We start from the raw sequence: 19,831 nt of genomic DNA, 5'->3' as shown, positions 1-19,831 counted from the left end.
CTGTTTCTTCATCCGGCTTCACTCTTCACTCCTCTTCAACAAGCCGTGCCTGCCGCTCTCCTTCAGCATTCCCTGTCCTCTCGTGTTCTGCCCTGTCCAGGCCTGCCCTGCCCCGCTCCGTCTCCTCACGGATACGGTCGCTTGCGATCTCAAGGTATGATGGATCGATCTCAAAGCCGATATAGTCGATTCCAAGCCTGATGCAGGCGACTGCGGTGGATCCGATCCCCATGAAGGGGTCAAGGACAAGAGAGCAGCGTTCAAGTCCATGGTCCCTGATACAGAGGGTGGGCAGCCCCACCGGGAAGACTGCCGGGTGCGGCCGCTTCTCATTGATCGTCTCGTAGGGGATGAACCAGGTGTTGCCCCGGTCCCGCCGATCCTCCCTGGCCTGTTTCCATCTGCCGATATTGCTCTTGTCCTGGTACGGCACCCCGATTGCCAGCTTGTCAAGCGGCACATCGCCGGTTTTGGTGAAATGAAAGATGAACTCATGGCAGTCGTGGTGGAACCGCCTGCTGTTGACAGGCTTATAGTGGCCAACAGCAATATCGCAGGTGTTGCTGCCGTATGTTCCCATGTCTGACTGAGGAATTGCAATCGACTTGATCCAGTGGATCATGTTCTGGAGGATGTAGCCCCTCTTCCGGAACTCCATTGCGACATCGACTGGTATCCAGGGATCTTTCGGGGTGCCGCCGATATTTAAGAAGAACGATCCCCGTTCGGAGAGTACACGGTGCGAGGCTCCCGCAACATCCCCCATCCAGGCGAGATAGTCAGGCCTGCTGAGGGTGTCGTCATAGCTGGTATAGGATTTCCCGATATTGTATGGGGGTGAGGTGACAATGACATCAACTGAGCAGGCTTCCAGGCTGCTCATCCCTTCAAGGCAGTCCAGCTGGTGGATGGCATTTGGCATCATGCGTCTGTTGTCTCCCGTGATGCGGGGCCCGGCATGATCTGCTCAAGCACCAGCGTATAGTGGATCGTCTCCCCGGCGTGGGGGTGGTTTGCATCGATCGTCACCTTCTTTTCATCAAGTGCGAGGATCGTGACATAACGCTCTTTTCCATCCGGGAGTTTCATTTTGACAAGGCTGCCTTCCACGGGATCCCCTTTCAGGTTCAGCTTCTTCCGCTTGAGCCTGAAGACGAGCCGCTTGTTGTACTTTCCGTATGCCTGGTCCGGGGGGAGGATGATCTCTCTCTTCTCACCCTCGCTCATCTCACGCAGCGCCTCGTCAAAGGCCGGGTTTATGGTACCTGCACCAAGCACCGCTTCAACAGGCGCCTCAGGTTCACTTGCCTCGATTACTGTTCCGTCAGCAAGGCGGGCAGTGAAATGGACAGAGACTGTGTCACCGGCGTGTGGGGTTCTCATCAAGTATACCGGTTGTGCGGGAGATCTGAAAAAGAGGAGGGTTGTGGGGGATTATGCGGTCGTCTTCTCTTCTGTCTTCTCCTCGATGCCGTTTCCGATCAGGGAGAGTACTGCTGGCATCACGATGATCGCGCCCATCAGGGCAAATCCAACAGCAATGACTGTCAGAACACCGAAGTTGCTGATGATCCCAAAGCTTGAGGTGATCAATGCTGAGAACCCAAAGACCGTTGTCAGTCCGGAGATGGTTATTGCGGTTCCGATCTTCTGGACACTTGACCTGATTGCTTCAAGTTTTGGAACTCCTTTCTCCCGCTCTTCATAGTACCGCTCGGAGATCAGGATCGTATACTCCGATGCAATCCCGATTGTCATCGATCCAAGCGTTGCCGTCATGACTGTGTAGTCGATACCGGTGCTGTACATGATCAGGCTGTTCCACCCCACAATCAGGACGATGGGGATGATCGGGGTTGCTGCCTTCCTCCCTTTTCTGTAAACCATGAAGAGGAACCCAAATATCAGCACGAAACCAAGAACCGTCATAGTGGTCTTGGTCTCCCGGATCTCTTCGACAAGTGTGGTGAAGAACTCCCATCCTCCGGTCAGGGTTGTGGTGATACCAGGTGGCGGCTGGTGCCATTCGAGCTCGGTATACATCTGGTTGATGAAGGACATCCCGACATCGACTTCCATATCAACAGTCGAGATCTCGATCAGTGCCATCGAATGGCCGCTTAAGTACCGGTCACGGCTTGCAGCAGGGATGGTGTCCAGAACGTTGGCAAGTTCTGCATCCGTCTCAGGGAAGACACCTCCATTATACTGGAGGACGAGATCAGCAATGCTCCGGGTGCTTGTGATCCTGTCATTATTCTCTTCCTGGTACTGCTGGAAACTATGCATCCACATGATTGAGTCAAGACCGGAGACCCGGTCGCCCCTGACAAAGATCGGGATATTGTCTGATGGCCCCATCGCACGGGTCACTTTCTCCATCTGAACGCGTGCGGGCATGTCCGGGGGAACGAAGGTATTCTCGTCGGTATTGACGATGATCCGGTCGTCAACTGAGAAGCCGCCTGCCGCAAGGAGGATACAGGCAGCCAGGATCAGCAGCGGATACCTGGATATGACGCCAACGGTTTTTCCAAGGCCATTGTTATAGCTTTCTCCAAATCCAGGCCCACTCTTTTTTACCTTTGGTTTGGGCTCATACTTCATCAGGGTGGCAAAGGTGGGAACGATGATCAGGGCTGCGATATAGCAGCAGATGACGCCGACCACGCAGACGGCACCAAAACTCCGGATCATCGGCAGCGGAGATGTCCACATCGCAATGAAGCCCATTGAGGTTGCGAGCATCGCATAGAGGATCGAAGGACCTGACCTGGTCATCGTCTCCTTCACAGCTTCAGGGAGTGTTTTATCCCTGACCTCCTCATCAAGCCGGGAATGGAACTGGATTGCATAATCGATTCCAAGCCCTATCAGAACCGGAAACGCTGCCACCGTCACCATGCTGATCTTCATCCCGGTGATGCCCATGAACCCGAATGTCATGATGAGGCCGGTTGCGACAATCCCGACAGAGAGGAGGCGGTACCTGACGGCACTAAAGAGGATGCCGATTGCAGCCACCATCAGGAGCATTGCAATCAGGATCAGGCTGCTCATGGAGACGCCCATCTCATCCATCATCTGTTTGGCAAATGCGGGATTCCCGGTCTGGACAACAGATACACCGGGTGGGGGATCTGAGACACTGATCCGTGATTCGATGGCATCAACGACAGAAAACTGGGTGTCGAGGCTGACTCCCGGCTCAAGGTTCACCTGGATGATGGTCATCGAAGTGGTTGGAACAAGCCGCTCCAGCAGATCCGCTGGAATATGCTCCTTTGCTGCCTCCACTTCTGCAATCGATTCAGGTAACTCTCCACCGTTTGCGGCCCTGAACTGGTCGGTGATACCGATGACACCGGTGACATACCGCTCCTCTGCAATATCATCCTGCAGTCGGCCGGTATACTCGAGGATAACCGGGTTCAGTACATCCTCGGTCTCAACAAGCAGCATGATGCTGTCTGTTGAGAAGGTGCTCATGTATTTATCGAGGAGGATGTACCGGGGGGTGTCCGGATCCATATAGGTCTCAAATCCGGTCTCCATCTCGGTCAGTGTCATCCCGTAGAGGCCGGTGATGAGGAGCAGGACCACGACTGCTGCCACAAGTGCAGGGGAGCTGTTTATGACCTCTGACAGTTTTTCATAGATGCGCATACTGGGGGTTCACTCCTCGCAGATCCGGATTTACTGCTGCTGCTGCTTGCGGTAGTACCAGTATCCAAGTCCGGCTGCAACAATCAGGATTGCGCCGATTGCTACTACTGGAAGTGCAGCTTCACGCGGGACAACCTCCACCTCGACCTTCATCGTCTTTGAGATCTGGGTGTTGTCAAGTGCGTCTCTGTACCGGATCTCGGAGTCGAGCCCGTAAATCTTCTCAGTAGCGGTTGAATCGACATTCAGGATATATCGAGCGGTTTTTGTCTCTCCCGGAGCCATGTCGCCAAGATATGCGGTATCATCATTTGAGGTGAAGGGATCAACTGCCGATATCCTGGCGGTTGCCCGATACACAGGTGCATCACCGATATTTTTGTATTCCACATCAATGACTGTGTTCTGGCCAGGGCTTACGGCTACCGGAGGGGAAACGGCAGTAAATTCGATCTTACCGCCGGTTGTGACACCGATTGTCCTCGGGTCTGAATGCTTCACCTGGCCGTTTCTGTCTTTATATTCAACCAGTACATTCAATGGGTACTGGCCCGGCTCAGCATTTTTGGAGGTTGAGACTTTGAAGGTGCTGGTCACGACTGCGCCTGAGGGGAAATCGCCGATATAGGAGCTTGCATCTGTTGGGATAAGCGGGCTTGCACCGCTCCGCTCGATCCTGAGGGTTGCTGATCGTGCATCCTCTTTTCCGGTATTATGGACTGTAAGGGTGACATATCCTTCTGTGCCGACATTGACTGCTTCAGTTTCGATATCTGTGACTGCAAGCCTCACATCGGGTTTGATGACGATCCTGAGGTCTTTCTCGATAACTTTTGTGTTATAGAAGTACCTGATAAAGTCGTCTCCATGCTGATCGGCACTTGAAAGATAGGTGTATTCAATACTGACTGGTATGGTATAGGTTCCTGCTTTTGCGTCTTCATCAAGCTGGATCGTAAATGACGCAGTGGCGCTGCTCCCCCCTGTGATATCGCCGATCATCTGGGGATCAGTTTTTATTGAGAGTGGTGCATCACCGGATTTGAGCTTCACGACCGCCATTTTTGCGGTATCGGGCCGATCGTCACGAGCTACAATGTCGCTTCTGACTATCTTGATGGTGGTCAGTCCCGTGTTCTCAACACGAAGATTGACTGTTGCCTCCTCGCCGGGTGTGAACTCGTTTGTCCCGGTGATGGCAACCCGGAGGTCGGGTGATCCGTACAGGAATTTCTCGCCGGCAACTGCCGGTGTAATGATAAGGGCTGCTGCGAGTGTTATCAGGAGGAAGACCCGGATGCAGCTCTCTGGCAGGGTTGACTGTCTCGTCATGTACATCTCCTTTTGGTATGAGTATAGTGGTGGATTTTTATTATATTTAAGTTTAATTGCTATGTGTTACTTATGTGGGTGGTGTTGGAAGTATCGGTTGTTACCTTATGTAGATATATTTAAATATTTAAAAATAGCAACTATTCACAATGGAGAACCAGCAGGATGAAGAGCGTGCGATCCACGATCTGCTGAAGAGACACCCAAACGGGCTGAGTGTCACAGAGGTTGCAGAGGCGCTTGGGAGGAACAAGCACTCCACCGGACGGTATCTTGCAAGCATGTATGCAGCAGGGCAGGTGGAGATGCGCACCTTTGGGAAGGCGAAGATCTATTCACTCGCATATCGTGTCCCCCTCCCCTCGCTTATCCAGACGATGAGTGAGAGGATCATTATTCTTGATACGGATCTCAGGGTGCTCTTCATCAACCAGGCATCTACTGATTTTCTTGGTGTCTCCGGTGACAGGGTGACAGGACAGGACATCCGGTACCTGCCGGTTTCAGATCCCGCAATCCATGATCTCTGCCTGCTTCTTGCAGATCAAGTGAGTGATACCGAGCAGGTGATCGAGCATGCAGTTGAGAACGTGTCCGGGGAGATCACGTATCTTCACACCAGGATCATCCCGTCGTTTGATGACGGGCACCGTGATGTCTATGTCATTGTCATGGTCGATATCACTGACTCTGTAACTGCGCTCGAGGCGCTCAGGGAGAGTGAACAGCAGTACCGCGAACTTGTCGAGATGGCGCATGCGATCATCCTGAAGCTTGATGTGGAGGGCCGTATCCTCTTCTTTAATGAGTTTGCAGAGAGCTTTTTCGGTTATTCGAAGGAAGAGGTGCTTGGCAAAAGCGTTATCGGGACGATAGTTCCGCCAAATGAGATGACGGGCCGTGATCTGCGGGATCTGATACAGAAGATATGCACCGATACCGATCGGTACAGGCTGAACGAGAATGCCAATATCACCAAAGACGGCCGCCTTGTCTGGTTCCGGTGGTCGAACCGGGCTATCCTGAATGAGGATGGTGAGGTAGTTGGTGTTCTCTCGGTTGGCAATGATATTACCGACAGAAAAGAGATGGAGCTTGAGCTTCTCTCCCGGAAAGAACAGCTTGAACGGAGGGTCAGGGAGATCGAATGTATCCACCGCTTTGTCAGTACACTTGATTCAAAGAGCACAATCGGTGAGATCCTCTCAGAGCTGGTCAGGGTCATCGGGAAGTGCTGGTCCGAACAGGGTACGGCTGCCATCAGGATCACGTACGGGGAGATGGTCTGTGAGAGTGGCCTGCCTGATGGCCTTCCTTTTATCTTCTCCATGCCGATTACGGTGCATGGAACGCCTGCCGGCCAGCTTGAGGCTGGTTTTGGGGGGAGAGAGGAGGATCCTGAGTACTATGAGAGCAAGGAGAGCCTGCTTGCCAAATTTGCAGCGAGGATAGGCTGGTCACTGGAATGGATGGAGGCCGAGCAGGTTGCACGGAGGGAACGCGATCTGCTCCATACGCTTCTCTCGACCGTGGATGCGGCGATCTTTGTCCTGGATCCAAAAGGGACCATTCTCCGGATCAACCGGAGAACCGAGGAACTGACAGGTTTTCTTGCAGAGGAGGTGGTCGGGAGGCATATCTCAGAGCTTCTCCAGAAGCAGGAGGAGATCAATGAGGTGCAGGCCCATATTGATACGCTCCTTGAGGCGAAGAGAAGCACCACGATCCGGGCAGTCTGGCCTGGAAAAGATGGGCGGGGAAGAACGATTGAGTGGTCAAACTCGGTCATCTGCGATGAGTCTGGATCTGTTACCCATATCGTCAGCACCGGGCTGGACGTGACCCGCCAGGTTGAGTATGAGGATGAGCTGAGGCGGTGCAGATCGATGCTTGATCGCCTTCTTGACGGAGAAAAGTCTGCCTGATGGTCATGTCATCCATACCCCCTGCCAGGATGCCTGTATGCGAGGGCATGCGACTGCTCCCCCCGGTTCAGGCCGGTGGTGAAGAAAACCTCTTATGCTTGAGAAGATAATATGGTGGTTATGGGATCCATAACGACCATACCAGTATCTGCCGAGACAAAAGAGATGCTCCGGAGCGCTGGCAAAGAAGGTGAGAGTTATGATGCCATCATCCAGAAGCTGCTTCGTGAAGTGAACTGGAAGAACCTGAATGAACGCTGGAATACGATTTTAGAAACTGAAGAGTTCATTCCTCTGGATGCACTGTGATGTACCCGGTATTGGTTTCACGAACCTTTGAAAAACAATTTTGGGTTCTTCTCCATATTTCTAAAGGTCATTGCTATCCAAAGGTCATCATAATACATGAATAGTCTCAATTCGCTATTGTCTGACCAATGTAGATAATAAAATTTCATAATATATTTTGACATTCATACAATTTACTTCATCTTCTGTCTTTAAGCTTATTGGTGGTAGAAGAGTCAGAGACAGGCATGGAGTGACGCCAGGATAGGGGCTCTGGTACTCGCGTGTCAGAAGCCCCCAACCGCCCCTACCCCCGTCCGCACATGCTTCGCAAGGGAGGTTGTACTGGCTGAACGCAGATGCTGGCGCGGGAGGGGCGGGAATGCTCCATCTGGCTTTCAGAGGAGATATGCCCCGATTCTACGAATCGTCCTGACGGATTGCTCTTTTGAGCAAGGGCGTATCACCTCTGCAAGCCTGTCTCTTTCGCTGACCCCGCCCCCCGATACCCGCGCCGCAACTGCTTCACTCAACTCCCAATTATCCGGTTGCTGCATCAGGATCTCTTACCCGGGATCTTTTTCCACGTTCCGAAGAACTCAGGAAAAACACGAGTGATCAGAATTTTGGAGAAGAGTCAAATTTCACTCGCTCAGTGAAAAGCCTCTGCTATGCATTTATGTGCCACGATGCATCAGACAATTGTACAGATGCATCAAACAACTGACAACCTGGCCGAATCGAAACGCTCCTGTATCCGGATGAACCGGCGTCTGCCTGCAACCCCGTTCCTCGTGGCAGCCCTGTGCCTGGTGGCAGCCCTGTTCCTGACAGCGGGGTGCCTTCTTGATTCCTCAGGACTCTCTGGCACCTCATGGGTGCTGGCAGCATATGAGGATCGTGATGGTCAGCTGACCAGGGCTGCAGTGCAGGCGACCATATCCTTCTCAGATGACGGGACTCTGAGCGGACATGCCGGATGCAACAGCTATTCTGCAGAGTACCGGGAAGGCAGAGGTGCGATAGTGATGAGCTCTCCAGTGGCAACCGGTCTCTCCTGCGATGACGAGCGCGTGATGGAGCAGGAGATGCGGTATCTCTACCTTCTCACGCGGGTGCAGTCGTTTGAGATTGAAGGTGATATCCTCACCATGTACGGGCCCGGGGATCGTGAGATCCTGGCCTTTGGACGGGTCACCTGATAGGAGGAGCCGGAAGTGGGGTTGGAGCGGCTGCACATCCCTGGGTTTCTGCGTGGGTTGTTTAACACCGGTGTGGGAGTGGGAGTATCCCGGCCTCGTCTCTTTCTGTATCCAGGATGGCAACTGTTGGATTGCCATACCGCTCCCCGCACGCCTCGCCGGGATTGATCAAAAGCGTATCATCTGATCTCTTGATCGAAGGGCGGTGGGTATGGCCGGAGATGATGACGTCATAGACATCCGCCTCGGCGAGCTGGATCACCGACATTGGATCATCCCCATGCACCATCCCGATCCTGAGCCCGCTGATGGAGAGGTCAGCAGCATGACTCTCTACCTGCATAGTGCCGCATTGCCTGGCAGCATCCCTGAGCTGTTGCTCCTGCCGGTCACAGTTGCCAAAGACCCCGATCATCTCGCAGTGGAGTGCTTCAAAGAGCCAGAGTGACCGGGGTGAAGTGAGATCACCTGCGTGGAGGACGAGTCTGGTATCCAGTTGGGCAAAGACCCGGATCGCCTCCCTGATGGCAGGGTGGTTATCATGGGTGTCTGAGAGGATGCCGATTATCATCTGCACGTGTATTGCAGCTGAAGCATAATACCAGTATCCCTTTTCTGACAGGGTTGCTCATGCGAGGAGAATACCTTGATGGCTCTGCCAGGCTCTTGCCAGGCTATCTACTACCCGGCTCCCTTCTTCAGGGAAACCCGGCCTTTCTCTGTAAGGCGATACTTTTGTAATCTGCTTCCTGGCTTCTCTGGAAGGGTATATGCAATCAACTCTTTTCTGATCAATACGCGTATGATATGGTTCAGCTGGCCAGAGATTTCTGCCTGGCCCAGGGCTCTGGAAAGTTCAGATTTACCCATTGGTCCTTTATCAAGGTGATGTAAAATGCGCATTGACAGCGACTCTGGCTGTGACTCTGGCTGTGACTCTGGCTGTGACTCTGGTTCTTTGGTGTGTTCAACATCTGTTCTCGGGAAAGTAATGGTAAACCAGTTTTCAGATGCCTCAATCTTTGGCTCATCTATACCAACAGAGGGGGAGCAGCAATGATGATCGCAAATGAGGGATTCTTTATGATCCGTGACCTTCACAACAAAGGGCCTCTTCTCTGTTTCGTATGGGTTTTAATAGGGGTTGAGTCAATCATTTGATACTTAATTGTGTTCAGGCATGAGCGTTTTCAATTATTGGGGGACTAATCCCCTATGTGTGGGTGTTCGATGGAGGACTTTGCCGTGATGGACACAGAGGATCGATAACGGAGATACTTTGCATGGTAGTGAATATACGTAGGCAGCAATCCAGAGGAATTATGAATGGATGACAAAGAATTGGCATCTTTAATTGCAATGGGGGAATCCTTGGAGTTGGAATTCAAGTCGGATTCACGACGTAATTTTTCAGATAAGGAGATTTACGATGAGATTGTTGCCATGGCGAACACAAATGGAGGAATCCTCCTCATAGGTGTTGAAGATGAGGGAGTCATTTCTGGCTGCCGTCCACGCAATGGTATAGTAACTGATGTCAATAGGCTGAAATCTGCAATATTCAATAATACTGTCCCCAATATCAATACGAGAGTCTCTATTGTTTCTGATCCCAAAGGAGATGTTCTCGTGATCCAGGTGGATCAATATCCGGAGATCTGTTCAACCGCATCTGGAAAAACGCTGAGACGAGTGATTGGTTCGGATGGAAAACCTGCAACAGTTCCCTATTATGCACGGGATCAGGTTTCCAGACGGGTTGATCTTGGACATCTGGATTTCTCATCACTTCCCGTAGATGGTGCAACTATTGATGATCTCGATCCCCTTGAGTTTGAACGGGTTCGTCAGGCCATTACCAATCTCAGGGGTGACAGAACACTCCTTGAACTCCCAAACGAAGAGCTTGCAAAAGCCCTTCGCCTTGTTGAAACCCTTAATGGAACGCTTGTACCAAATGTTGCCGGAATCCTTCTTCTTGGACACCTTTCCTCTATCCAGCGGTTTTTGCCAACACATACAGTGCACTTTCAGGTTCTTGACATTCAGGGGGATGTCAGGGTGAATGATGCATTTTATGAACCGATTGTAAAAATTATCGAGGAGATCGAGTCCCGGTTCAAGGCACGGAACGAAGAGAGGGAAAAGATTGTCGGACTCCTTCGCTATCCGATACCCGATTATTCACCAGTTGGATTCCGTGAAGCGGTTAATAATGCTCTCCTACATCGGGATTACAGCCGGATGGAGAGTGTATATATCCAGTGGCACCACGATCATATCCTGATAACAAATCCCGGCGGTTTTCCTGAGGGGATAACCTTGGAGAATATCCTTGTTCATGAACCAAAACCCAGGAATGTCCGGCTTGCAGAGGCATTCAAGAGAATCGGGATAATTGAGCAGACCGGACGTGGGGTTGACAAGATTTACATGGGGCAGGTTCGGTATGGAAGACCGCCTCCTGATTATTCCAGAAGCGACAACTCTGCTGTTAGGATAGCAATTCCCGGAGGTGAGTCATCCCTTGAATTTGCTGCGTTCATCTTCGAACAGGAGAGGAATGGAAAGGTCTTTACTCTCGATGATCTGATGGTCATGAATGCATTATACTATGATCGTCGAATTGATGCAGCTACTGCCGGAAAGATCATTCAGAAAGGGCTTAATGAAGGCCAAAGATTACTTGAGCACTTGCATGAACGTGGTCTCGTAGAAGGTCGGGGTGAGAGAAGGGGTCGGGTATATCATCTGCCAGCATGGCTCTATAAACGCTTTCATATGGAAGCGGAATATGTCCGGGCAAAGGGTTTCGAGCCTCTTCAGCATGAACATATGGTTATTGATTATGTGAAAAAGGCTGGCAGCATCAGGAGGGCAGATGTGGCTGATCTTTGTAAAATCAATCCGAATCAGGCAAAGCATCTTTTAAAAAGGATAAAGGAGAAATATCCTCAGTTTCAACAGATGGGAACTAAACGAGGCACATATTATATCTGGGTTGATTAATCGTTTCAGTTAGGTCTCTGATATTTATGGACATGTTATGGACATGTTATGGACATGTTATGGACATGCCCATAACTATCGCGTTCTCTTTTTTGTGCGCACACATAAACCCGCACATATTCTCCGTGATGGAAAAATCGGTTCTTCTCCATATTTCTAAAGGTCATTGCTATCCAAAGGTCATCATAATACATGAATAGTCTCAATTCGCTATTGTCTGACCAATGCAGATAATAAAATTTCTTAATATATTTTGGCATTCATACAATTTACTTCATCTTCTGTCTTTAAGCTTATTGGTGGTAGAAGAGTCAGATACAGGCATGGAGTGACGCCAGGGTAGGGGCTCTAGTACTCGCTTGTCAGAAGCCCCCAACCGCCCCTACCCCCGTCCGCACATGCTTCGCAAGGGAGGTTGTACTGGCTGAACGCAGATGCTGGCGCGGGAGGGGCGGGGATGCTCCGGGGGCTGCCAGAGGAGATAATACCCCGATTCTACGAATCGTCCTGACGGATTGCTCTTTCGAGCAAGGGCTTATCACCTCTGTCCGCCTGATCCCTTCGCCTGACCCCGCCCCCCGATACCCGCGCCGCACCTGCTTCACTCAACTCCCAAATGTTCCCGGTTGCTGCATCGGAATCTCTACCCGGGATCTTTTCCCACGTTCCAAGGAATTCAGGAAAAACACGAGTCCCAGCCTGTGATCAGAATTTTGGAGAAGAGTCAAAATACATGAGCGAAAACACCTCTCACCCAAATCCTTTATCACGTTTCACTCCAATATCTACTCAAAGTTTAAAGTCGCAGGAATGCCGCCTATGCCAGATGATCTGATAGCAATTGTGGAAGAATCCGAGGTGATGAACGGCACCCTCATCTCACGGGTGCGCCTTGAGATACTCTGGGCGCTCTCCGAGCTGGGTGAGGACGGGGCCACCGCACGGCAGCTGAAGGGCGGGTTGAACCTGAGCGATGGCGTGCTCTATGCAAACCTCAGGAAACTTGTTGAGATGGGATACCTCCATTGCGAGAAGGTGATGCTTGAGGGGAAGGAGCTTGAACTCTATTCAATCACCCCGGAAGGGCTTCTTGAGTGGGAACGTATCCGGGGCTGGCTCTGCAAGCTCCTGGGCTGTGTTGGTGATAGCTGTGAACGATAGAAACAAAGTCATTGCCTGTTTCCGGGAAGCCGGTTTCCGGATGAAGACAGGGAGGTTCGAGCACCGGCTCATCGCCCAGAAGCTTGTCTTCCTGCTGAAGCTGAAGGATATCGAACTTGCATATCCATATCGCCTCTATGTTCGGGGCCCGTATTCGTCGGCCTTTGCGCAGGAGTACTACCAGCATGCCGATGAGTTCTTCCGGTGCGAGACAGGGAGCAACCTTTCGCCTGCCGAGGCTGACTGTGTTGGTGAGCTCATCCGCCTCTTTAATAAAAGCCCATCCCTGCTTGAGATCGGAGCGACCTATGGGTATCTGGTCTATGAGATGCACGAGCCGCCCGAGCAGGCATACAGAACTGTCCGGAGGATGAAATCCTTCTACTCAAACGAGCAGATCGTCAAAGGGGTCAACCGGGCAAAACAGTTCCTCTTTGACCAGGCAGCCGAAGAGGCGGCGGCACTTGACGCTGAGCTACAGGAGTGGCAGCGGGCAGGAATCAGATCGATGAGGCATTAGGATGCGGCGGAACAGGGGCGATATCTGGTTCGTCGATCTTTCGGATGCACGGGGTCACGAGCAGAGTGGGCTCCGTCCTGCCGTTGTGCTCGCCGTCGCCTTCGGGAATATGGCCATCGTGGTTCCACTGACAACCACTCCGGCGGCTTTTTCATTCCCGCACACTCATGGCATAGAGAAAAGTTCACAGAATGGACTTACTTCCACAAGTGCGGCGCTGGTCTTCCAGATTGTTACTCTCTCTGAAGATCGCTTCGTCCGGAAGATCGGGCGATGCTCGGTTGAGGATATGGAAGCGATAAGCGTTCTTTTAAAGGGTCTGTTGTCGCTGGAATAGAGATATTCATAATCCCGATGAATATAGGGGTGCCACCCGGGTACCGGCATCAGATCGCGATGTTTCGAATCGAGAACCTGAATGCCGCTCTTCTCATCAAACGAGAGAATGAAGGTGTCCGGTTCCTTGTCTGCCTTCTCCTGAACCTTTAGCAGTTGGATTCCGTGAAGCGGTTAATAATGCTCTCCTACATCGGGATTACAGCCGGATGAGTCAGATGTCAAATACTCGTTCAGCAATGCGCTCGAGAACACCTCATTGTCACGCCTTGCACGCATGCAGAGCCAACGGTACTGGATCGAGCGTGCGTTTCAGGATGCAAACAAACTCGCCGGGATGAATAACTATCAGGTGAGGAACTGGAATGCGTGGCATCATCACATGGCACTGGTTCTTCTGGCGATGTTCTGGATCACGCAGGAACTGATGCAGGCTCTTTCGGTGAGAAAGAAGCTCACTCTGCACGATATCGTGAGGATCATCAAGTATCTTATTCCGCCGAAAGTTCAGGATGTAATGAGTGTTGCCAGAACAATCGTCATGAACGAAAAAAAGGATTAATTCGCGTAAATGTAAAATGAAGAGTAAAAAACGGGGGTAACGTGAGAAAGGCGTGGAAGCCAGGATTGTGTGTGTTACCGTATATTGTTAGCTCCTGGCTCCGATCTATTGTAGATTTTAAAGCGGGTAGTCTTTTCGAGAAAGCGGCATTGAGGGGGTATGACCATTCTGTGAAGATGGGAACGCTCATTCAACCAATCAAATCGCCTGTCTCTGATTCATAGGGTGATTTCAAGGGGTGGGGATAGGGGTATGCCGGGTTAATGTGGCATTCTAGAGATACTATGATATGATGAATTACCTCTTACATGCTCTATGGAGGATTGCGAACGATCCGGGATCATATTCCTGCCCCATCCAGATTCTGACACCTTCGATTGAGATATCGGTGGCGAGACTCTCTAACGATATGGTGCTACTGATCTCGCATCATCACTGAGCTGCTGCCAGTAGAGAGTATAAAAAAGAACCGAATTGTCATATTTCTCACTCCCTCTCCCCTCTCATAGATGAATGGAGACAACCCTGCTCTTCTTCATGTTCATGATTGAGTTCCGTATTGCAACATTGCAGTTCTCAAGCATCGGCCTGCCATGCCCAAAATAAATCTCCCTCACATCTTTTGTAGCAATATAGAGCATGGCCTCGAGAAATGCCTCATCATAGGTACTACCGGGGACACGGATGATCACGGGTGTATCTCCTGCAAAGAGCACTCCGTCCTCCTCGCAGTAGAGGCAGATCGAATCATGTGTGTGGCCGGGTGTGTGGATCACTTCAAATTCCCGATCTCCGATACGAATGATCTCATCCCCCTTGAGGATGATGTCGATGTATTTCAGGGAATTGGAGAAGGCATAGATGCGGGGTGAAAAAAGCTCCCTGATCTCCGGAGTAAGCATTGCATGATCATAGTGGGAGTGTGTCAGGATCACCTGGTCAAGCTTCCGCTTCCCGACACCAGTACGTGCATTCTGTATCTTTTCGAAGATCAACGGATCCCGCCCGACATCTATCAGGGTATTCTGATCCGAGAGGGCATTCCAGGTGCCGGTGACAAGATAGACATTCGAGGTGTAAACCTCGCTGTCTTCAGTCAGGTTGATGATCTTCATGGAAACACCTATCTCCTCACTCAGGGTTGCGGAGCCTCATTATCTGCTCTCTTCATAGTCTGGTCTCCTCATCATGGCGGCAATTTTCATGGCGGCAATTTATTTGCATCAATGCAATCGACTCCATAATCAGGAACGGGAACTGGCAGGCAGTTTTCTGAAGACCTGGGCATTCGGGGTAACCTGCTCGAAGAGATCTGCAAGTTCAGTTGGCATCTTCTGCGTCTGTTCGGTGAGGAAGAACCCGCCGTCAATCAGGCTCTCATAAAACATCCTGATAATCTTGATTCTCTGTTCCTCTGTAAAATGGAGGAGCACATTCTTGCAGGTGATCAGCGAGAAATTTTTGCCGGGCGGGATTAAGGTGAGGAGATCATGCCGTTGAAAGGCAACCCGGTTCCTGACATCCTCAGCTATGATGTAATGTCCGTTTTTATCAGGATCCGGGGTAAAATTTCTGGCAAAGTACTCTTCCGGTATCCGTTTTAACTCGACATACGGATAGCTGCCTTTTCCAATTATATCGCCAAAGAGGTTGGAGTGATCGATATCGCTTGCAAGTATCCTGACATTGCGGAATATCATCTGTCCCATATGCTCCTTCAGGAGAAGTGCGATTGTGTAGGGTTCCTGGCCCATTGCACACCCGGCACTCCAGACATTAATGTGCGTCCTCCCCCGGATAGAGGGGAGCATGTGATCAATGATCATCCGGAGTGTCTGGAGATCCCGAAAGAAGTAGGTGAATGCCATATATCCATCATCTGTTTTGTTTGGAAGGATGATAAAACCGGGGTTTGCACCATGCAGTACCTGGTGATTTGTCATGGGTGCCTGCAGCTCTCCCACTCATCCTATTCCTTGGGGCTGCTCCCGGAATGACTCCTGCTTTGCCTGATATTCATGATTGATTTCGCAATTATGGCATTGCAGTTTCCAAGCATCGGCCTGCCATGTCCATAATAGATCGCCCTCACATCTTTTGAGGCAATATACTGCAGGGCCTCAAGAAATCTCTCATCATAGGTGCACCCCGGCCCTCCAATAACCGGAATGGTGTCGCCGACAAAGAGGACTCCCTCCTCCTCGCAGAAGAGGCATATTGAATCCTCTGTGTGTCCGGGCGTGTGAATGACTTCAAAGAGGCGATCACCAATCCGCAACGTCTCTTTGCCCCTGAGCCTGATATCAACAGGTGTCCTGGAATCAGCGTGGGCATAGACCGTTGGTGCAAAGATCTCCCTGATCTCATGGGTCAGGGATGCATGATCATAGTGGGAGTGTGTGAGTATCACCTGGTCGAGCTTCCGCTTCCCGACACCGGCACACCTGCTGGCAAGCATCCCGATAATTTTCTGGTCACGCCCGGTGTCAATCAGCGTATTCTGATCATCAAGCGTCTTCCAGTCGCCGGTGACAAGATAGACATTCGAGGTGTAGAGCTCGCTCTCTTCGGTCAGGTTGATGATCTTCATGGCACCGTCCTGCTATTCATCAGGGTAGACCTGCTTCATATCCTGGTCTCTTCATGATTGTAGCGCTCTCGTGAATCAATTGCAATCGACTCCATCTCAGGATCAGTACCTGGCAGGCAGTTTTCTATAGACCTGGGCATGCGGAACCACCTGCTCGAAGAGATCTGCAACCTCTGCGGGCATCTTCTGCGTCTGTTCGGTGAGGAAGAACCCGCCGTCAACGAGGCTTTCATAAAACATCCTGATAACATTGATCCTCTCTTCGTCGGTGAAATGGAGGAGGACATTCTTGCAGCTGATCAGTGAGAAATTCCTGCCGGGAGGGTGTAGGGTGAGGAGATCATGCCGCTTGAAGCTGACTTTGTTCCTGACTTCCTCAGTGATGATGAAGTGATCTTTTGTATCTGGATCCGGGGTAAAATTCCTGGTGAAGTGTTCGTTTGGTATCCTCTCAAGTTCTTCAAAGGGATACCTGCCTTGTATGAGTATTGCTCCATAATTATTTGTGCGATCGATATCGCTTGCAAGTATCCGAATCCTTGAAAAGTCCATTGCCCCCATATTCTCCTTCAGAAGAAGTGCGATTGTGTAGGGCTCCGGCCCCATTGCACACCCGGCACTCCAGATATCAATGGTTCTCTTCCCATTGAGAGACGGAAGCATATGATCGATCATCACCTCCAGTGTCTGGAGATCCCGGTAGAAGTACGTGAATGCCATTTGTTGTTAGTATATAGTTATAACGACAGGAAAATTAATGTTTATACTTTGGGGAAAAACCACTCCCCCTGGCCCTGCACCCAAATCAGTTTCCTCCCTCCTGATTATTCTGATCTCCTCCGGCTTTCAGCTCATCGTCGATCTCAACGAAGAGCGGGATATGAATGATCAGCCAGTCGATGAACGGGTATAATTCCTCATACACCTGATCATCATACCGTCCCTTGAGGATCAGAGCCAGGGTATCCAGATTCGCCGGCCAGTAGGGAACAGTAAACCCATGGCCCCGATATGTCCTGACTGCCCAGAGAGCAGTTTCGACAAGGACATCCGGCTCATAGTGCTGAAAGAGCGATGCGAGAAAACGACAGAGGTTTCGTGAATTGTTCTCCATCATCTCTATGTTGTCGGAGCCGATCAGCCTCAAAAGATCAGGCCGCTCTCTCATCTGTGCATTCAGTGCTGCTGCTACCGCAGCATGGTCATCACCAAACTGTCTGGCTGCCTGCTTCCCAGGCTGTTTCAGTTCTTTTGCTGATTCAGTCAGCCTCTCTCTCTTCATCATCATAATCACCGTATCTGATTCGATTTTGCTATATCCTGACTCCCTCTGCCACGATTCAACCTTGCGGGCTCAACTACCCTTGCAACAGATCAGCAAAGAGCAGATCTTCTTCACTATCACGTATCCTGGCTGTTATCCTGGCTGTTTGTGAGGACAGAATATGGCAGGGTAAACCCGATGGTTGATCCAATGTCTGGTTCACTCTCAACATACATTGCTCCGCCATGTGCTTCAACAATCTTTCGTGAGATGACCAGGCCAAGCCCGATACTTCGTTCACCACCCCGTTTTGATCTCCTGCTGCCTGAGAACGGGCTGAAGAGTTCTCTCTGCATCTCCGGGGATATGCCAGCTCCACTATCCTCTACCTGGAACCGTATCTCCTCTTTTCCATGCAGGCCCCGGATGATCACTCTTTCTCCTGAAGGTGAGTGTTCAATGGCATTACTGCCAAGATTGGTCAGAACCTGCTCAATCTTTCCACCATCGATTCTCAGGCTTTCTATAGCCGGATCCAGTACGATATCCATGGTGACATCTCCTTTTTTTGCTGCCGGATGAAGATTCTGCTGTACATGTTCGAGCATATCGGGGATGTCAACCTCACGGATGTTCAATCTGAGCTGGCCGGATTCTATGATGCTGACATCAAGGAAGTCGTTGATCACCTGGCTCATCTGTGCTGCGGCTCTCCTGATGCCCCTGAGCATCTGTGCTTCATCAGAGTGATCGTCATCGGGGACAGAATCGAGGAGGAGATCGATTGAGAGCAGTATGATCGTGACCGGATTGCGGAGGTCATGGGCTGCCATCCCCAGGAACTGGTTCTTCATCTCATTCAGCCCGGCCAGCTCAGCGTTCTTCTGATTCAGCTCGCGCGTGATTGTTGTCAGCTCCTGGTTCAGCCCGAGGATCTCCCGGTTCAATACTTCAGGACCTGTTGAATCTTTCTGCCCGAAGATGAGGTGACAACGTCGGGTATGGTAGAGGTGAATCTGAAATGATAACGGCCTTCCATCTGCGGTTCTGATATTCATCAGGTGCGGGGGTGATTCGTTCCTCCATTTATCGAGCACACTCCTGGTATCAGTATTCCCAGCAGATCCAAAGAGAAGGAGTGTTTGGAGGTGCCTGCCTGAGAGTGGTATGCCGGTGACAGCCTCTGCATACCGGTTTGCATACATGATCGTCTCTTCATGATCGAGAATGAGCACCATGCATTCCGCATCTTCAGTGAGATACCGCAGTGCATGTCCGGTGATTTCGGGATCTCCAGGGATGTGATGGTCATCTCTCATGGTACCTGCTCCATGACGCTCTCCAATGCCTCTATCGAGGGGATGTAGATGACTGTCGGGTACTCTGCCAGTGCACTGGTTCCTCCCCATCGAAATGCCTGGCCTCCAACAAGTATCGGGAGATCGGGATGCTCCTTTTTGATGCGGTCAAGTGTCTCCATGAGAATATGGAGGTTGAAATAGATGGAGAGTGAGAGAGCGACGATATCAGGCTTCTTCTCATCGATCATGCTGAGCAGATCCTGAACCGGGGTGCTGGCACCGAGGAAATACCCCCGCCATCCGTTGAGCTCAAAGAGATCTGCAACCATCCGGGCACCGAGCTGGTGATATTCATCTGCCACACAGGCGACGATAACCGAGTGGCTGCGATAACCTCCTTCAAAGATCTTCGGCTCAACAAGGGCCATCAGTCGTTCTGTTATGGCTGTTGCCAGGTGCTCGACTGATACAGATACCTGGTTCTGTTCCCAGAGCTCGCCTGTCCGGTACAGTGAACGCTGGAAAAGGTTCAGGTAGAGATCCGGAACCTGGATCCCCTTATTGATAAGTTCCTGGACAATCTTGGTGCAACGGGTTCTGTCGCCTTCGATCAGTGCATTGAGATAGCTCCGGTAGATCTCCTCAGTGACAAGAGACTCCATTCAATCCTTCCCC

Annotated in this window: 23 protein-coding genes; 9 read left to right on the top strand and 14 right to left on the bottom strand. The window is 51.0% G+C overall.

What is annotated here, in order from left to right:
• Positions 1–25: 25 nt before the first annotated feature.
• From ABCO64_RS02615 to ABCO64_RS02600, 4 genes are read right to left on the bottom strand one after another with little or no spacing between them, the layout of a single operon-like run.
• Entirely contained in the window at positions 26–925 is a 900-nt protein-coding gene (locus ABCO64_RS02615; protein ID WP_253455793.1) for a DNA-methyltransferase, read from the bottom strand.
• Entirely contained in the window at positions 922–1,383 is a 462-nt protein-coding gene (locus ABCO64_RS02610; protein ID WP_253455790.1) for an FKBP-type peptidyl-prolyl cis-trans isomerase, read from the bottom strand. Before ABCO64_RS02610 ends, ABCO64_RS02615 begins: the two co-directional genes overlap by 4 nt.
• Before the next feature lie 51 nt (positions 1,384–1,434).
• Complete coding sequence (locus ABCO64_RS02605) at positions 1,435–3,666, bottom strand: efflux RND transporter permease subunit (protein WP_253455788.1); 2,232 nt, start codon at positions 3,664–3,666, stop codon at positions 1,435–1,437.
• A gap of 30 nt (positions 3,667–3,696) precedes the next feature.
• Complete coding sequence (locus ABCO64_RS02600; RefSeq protein WP_253455786.1) at positions 3,697–4,998, bottom strand: COG1361 S-layer family protein; 1,302 nt, start codon at positions 4,996–4,998, stop codon at positions 3,697–3,699.
• A gap of 149 nt (positions 4,999–5,147) precedes the next feature.
• Between ABCO64_RS02600 and ABCO64_RS02595 the strand changes: the two genes are divergently transcribed.
• Complete coding sequence (locus ABCO64_RS02595) at positions 5,148–6,923, top strand: PAS domain S-box protein (protein ID WP_253455783.1); 1,776 nt, start codon at positions 5,148–5,150, stop codon at positions 6,921–6,923.
• A 120-nt stretch (positions 6,924–7,043) separates the two neighbouring features.
• Complete coding sequence (locus ABCO64_RS02590; RefSeq protein ID WP_253455781.1) at positions 7,044–7,232, top strand: hypothetical protein; 189 nt, start codon at positions 7,044–7,046, stop codon at positions 7,230–7,232.
• 377 nt (positions 7,233–7,609) lie between these two features.
• Here the strand turns inward: ABCO64_RS02590 and ABCO64_RS02585 are convergent, their stop codons facing one another.
• On the bottom strand, positions 7,610–7,768 hold the full coding sequence (locus ABCO64_RS02585; protein ID WP_253455779.1) for a hypothetical protein: 159 nt from the start codon (positions 7,766–7,768) through the stop codon (positions 7,610–7,612).
• A gap of 153 nt (positions 7,769–7,921) precedes the next feature.
• On the opposite strand from ABCO64_RS02585, the gene ABCO64_RS02580 reads away from it, so the two are divergent.
• Positions 7,922–8,413 (top strand): META domain-containing protein, encoded by a 492-nt coding sequence (locus ABCO64_RS02580; RefSeq protein WP_253455777.1) that lies wholly within the window; start codon positions 7,922–7,924, stop codon positions 8,411–8,413.
• Between the two features lie 61 nt (positions 8,414–8,474).
• Here ABCO64_RS02580 and ABCO64_RS02575 read toward each other — a convergent pair whose 3' ends face one another.
• Entirely contained in the window at positions 8,475–8,984 is a 510-nt protein-coding gene (locus ABCO64_RS02575; protein WP_253455774.1) for a metallophosphoesterase, read from the bottom strand.
• Between the two features lie 110 nt (positions 8,985–9,094).
• A complete protein-coding gene (locus ABCO64_RS02570; protein WP_253455771.1) occupies positions 9,095–9,514 on the bottom strand; it encodes a Fic family protein in 420 nt (139 codons plus the stop codon).
• A gap of 225 nt (positions 9,515–9,739) precedes the next feature.
• Between ABCO64_RS02570 and ABCO64_RS02565 the strand changes: the two genes are divergently transcribed.
• The 6 genes from ABCO64_RS02565 to ABCO64_RS02540 all read left to right on the top strand — a co-directional run bounded on the left by ABCO64_RS02565 (position 9,740) and on the right by ABCO64_RS02540 (position 14,001).
• Complete coding sequence (locus ABCO64_RS02565; RefSeq protein ID WP_343089196.1) at positions 9,740–11,422, top strand: RNA-binding domain-containing protein; 1,683 nt, start codon at positions 9,740–9,742, stop codon at positions 11,420–11,422.
• 819 nt (positions 11,423–12,241) lie between these two features.
• On the top strand, positions 12,242–12,583 hold the full coding sequence (locus ABCO64_RS02560) for a transcriptional regulator (RefSeq protein WP_253455769.1): 342 nt from the start codon (positions 12,242–12,244) through the stop codon (positions 12,581–12,583).
• Positions 12,573–13,103, top strand: a complete 531-nt coding sequence (locus tag ABCO64_RS02555; protein ID WP_253455766.1) for a hypothetical protein — start codon at positions 12,573–12,575, stop codon at positions 13,101–13,103. The genes ABCO64_RS02560 and ABCO64_RS02555 overlap by 11 nt, the downstream gene beginning before the upstream one ends.
• A 1-nt stretch (position 13,104) precedes the next feature.
• Entirely contained in the window at positions 13,105–13,440 is a 336-nt protein-coding gene (locus ABCO64_RS02550) for a type II toxin-antitoxin system PemK/MazF family toxin (protein ID WP_253455763.1), read from the top strand.
• Between the two features lie 17 nt (positions 13,441–13,457).
• A complete protein-coding gene (locus ABCO64_RS02545) occupies positions 13,458–13,592 on the top strand; it encodes a hypothetical protein (protein ID WP_256472442.1) in 135 nt (44 codons plus the stop codon).
• 124 nt (positions 13,593–13,716) lie between these two features.
• Entirely contained in the window at positions 13,717–14,001 is a 285-nt protein-coding gene (locus tag ABCO64_RS02540) for a hypothetical protein (protein ID WP_253455759.1), read from the top strand.
• A 503-nt stretch (positions 14,002–14,504) separates the two neighbouring features.
• Here ABCO64_RS02540 and ABCO64_RS02535 read toward each other — a convergent pair.
• The 7 genes from ABCO64_RS02535 to ABCO64_RS02505 all read right to left on the bottom strand — a co-directional run bounded on the left by ABCO64_RS02535 (position 14,505) and on the right by ABCO64_RS02505 (position 19,818).
• The gene (locus ABCO64_RS02535) at positions 14,505–15,116 is read right to left on the bottom strand and encodes an MBL fold metallo-hydrolase (RefSeq protein ID WP_253455756.1); all 612 of its coding nucleotides are present in this window, start codon (positions 15,114–15,116) and stop codon (positions 14,505–14,507) included.
• Positions 15,117–15,245: 129 nt separating this feature from the next.
• On the bottom strand, positions 15,246–15,944 hold the full coding sequence (locus tag ABCO64_RS02530; protein ID WP_253455754.1) for a CheR family methyltransferase: 699 nt from the start codon (positions 15,942–15,944) through the stop codon (positions 15,246–15,248).
• Between the two features lie 26 nt (positions 15,945–15,970).
• Complete coding sequence (locus ABCO64_RS02525; RefSeq protein WP_253455752.1) at positions 15,971–16,591, bottom strand: MBL fold metallo-hydrolase; 621 nt, start codon at positions 16,589–16,591, stop codon at positions 15,971–15,973.
• Positions 16,592–16,693: 102 nt separating this feature from the next.
• Positions 16,694–17,311: a CheR family methyltransferase gene (locus ABCO64_RS02520; RefSeq protein ID WP_253455750.1), complete on the bottom strand. Its 618-nt coding sequence runs from the start codon at positions 17,309–17,311 to the stop codon at positions 16,694–16,696.
• Positions 17,312–17,396: 85 nt separating this feature from the next.
• A complete protein-coding gene (locus ABCO64_RS02515; RefSeq protein ID WP_253455749.1) occupies positions 17,397–17,879 on the bottom strand; it encodes a hypothetical protein in 483 nt (160 codons plus the stop codon).
• Between the two features lie 113 nt (positions 17,880–17,992).
• Positions 17,993–19,174, bottom strand: coding sequence for a sensor histidine kinase (locus ABCO64_RS02510; RefSeq protein ID WP_253455746.1), 1,182 nt, complete (start codon positions 19,172–19,174; stop codon positions 17,993–17,995).
• Positions 19,171–19,818, bottom strand: a complete 648-nt coding sequence (locus tag ABCO64_RS02505; protein ID WP_253455744.1) for a cobalamin B12-binding domain-containing protein — start codon at positions 19,816–19,818, stop codon at positions 19,171–19,173. The genes ABCO64_RS02510 and ABCO64_RS02505 overlap by 4 nt, the downstream gene beginning before the upstream one ends.
• Positions 19,819–19,831: the final 13 nt, after the last annotated feature.

This window comes from Methanocalculus natronophilus (assembly GCF_038751955.1).
In the GTDB taxonomy this organism is placed as follows: Archaea; Halobacteriota; Methanomicrobia; order Methanomicrobiales; family Methanocorpusculaceae; genus Methanocalculus; species Methanocalculus natronophilus.
The sequence above is the reverse complement of the archived record's forward strand: the minus strand, read 5'-3'. Positions and strand labels throughout refer to the sequence as shown.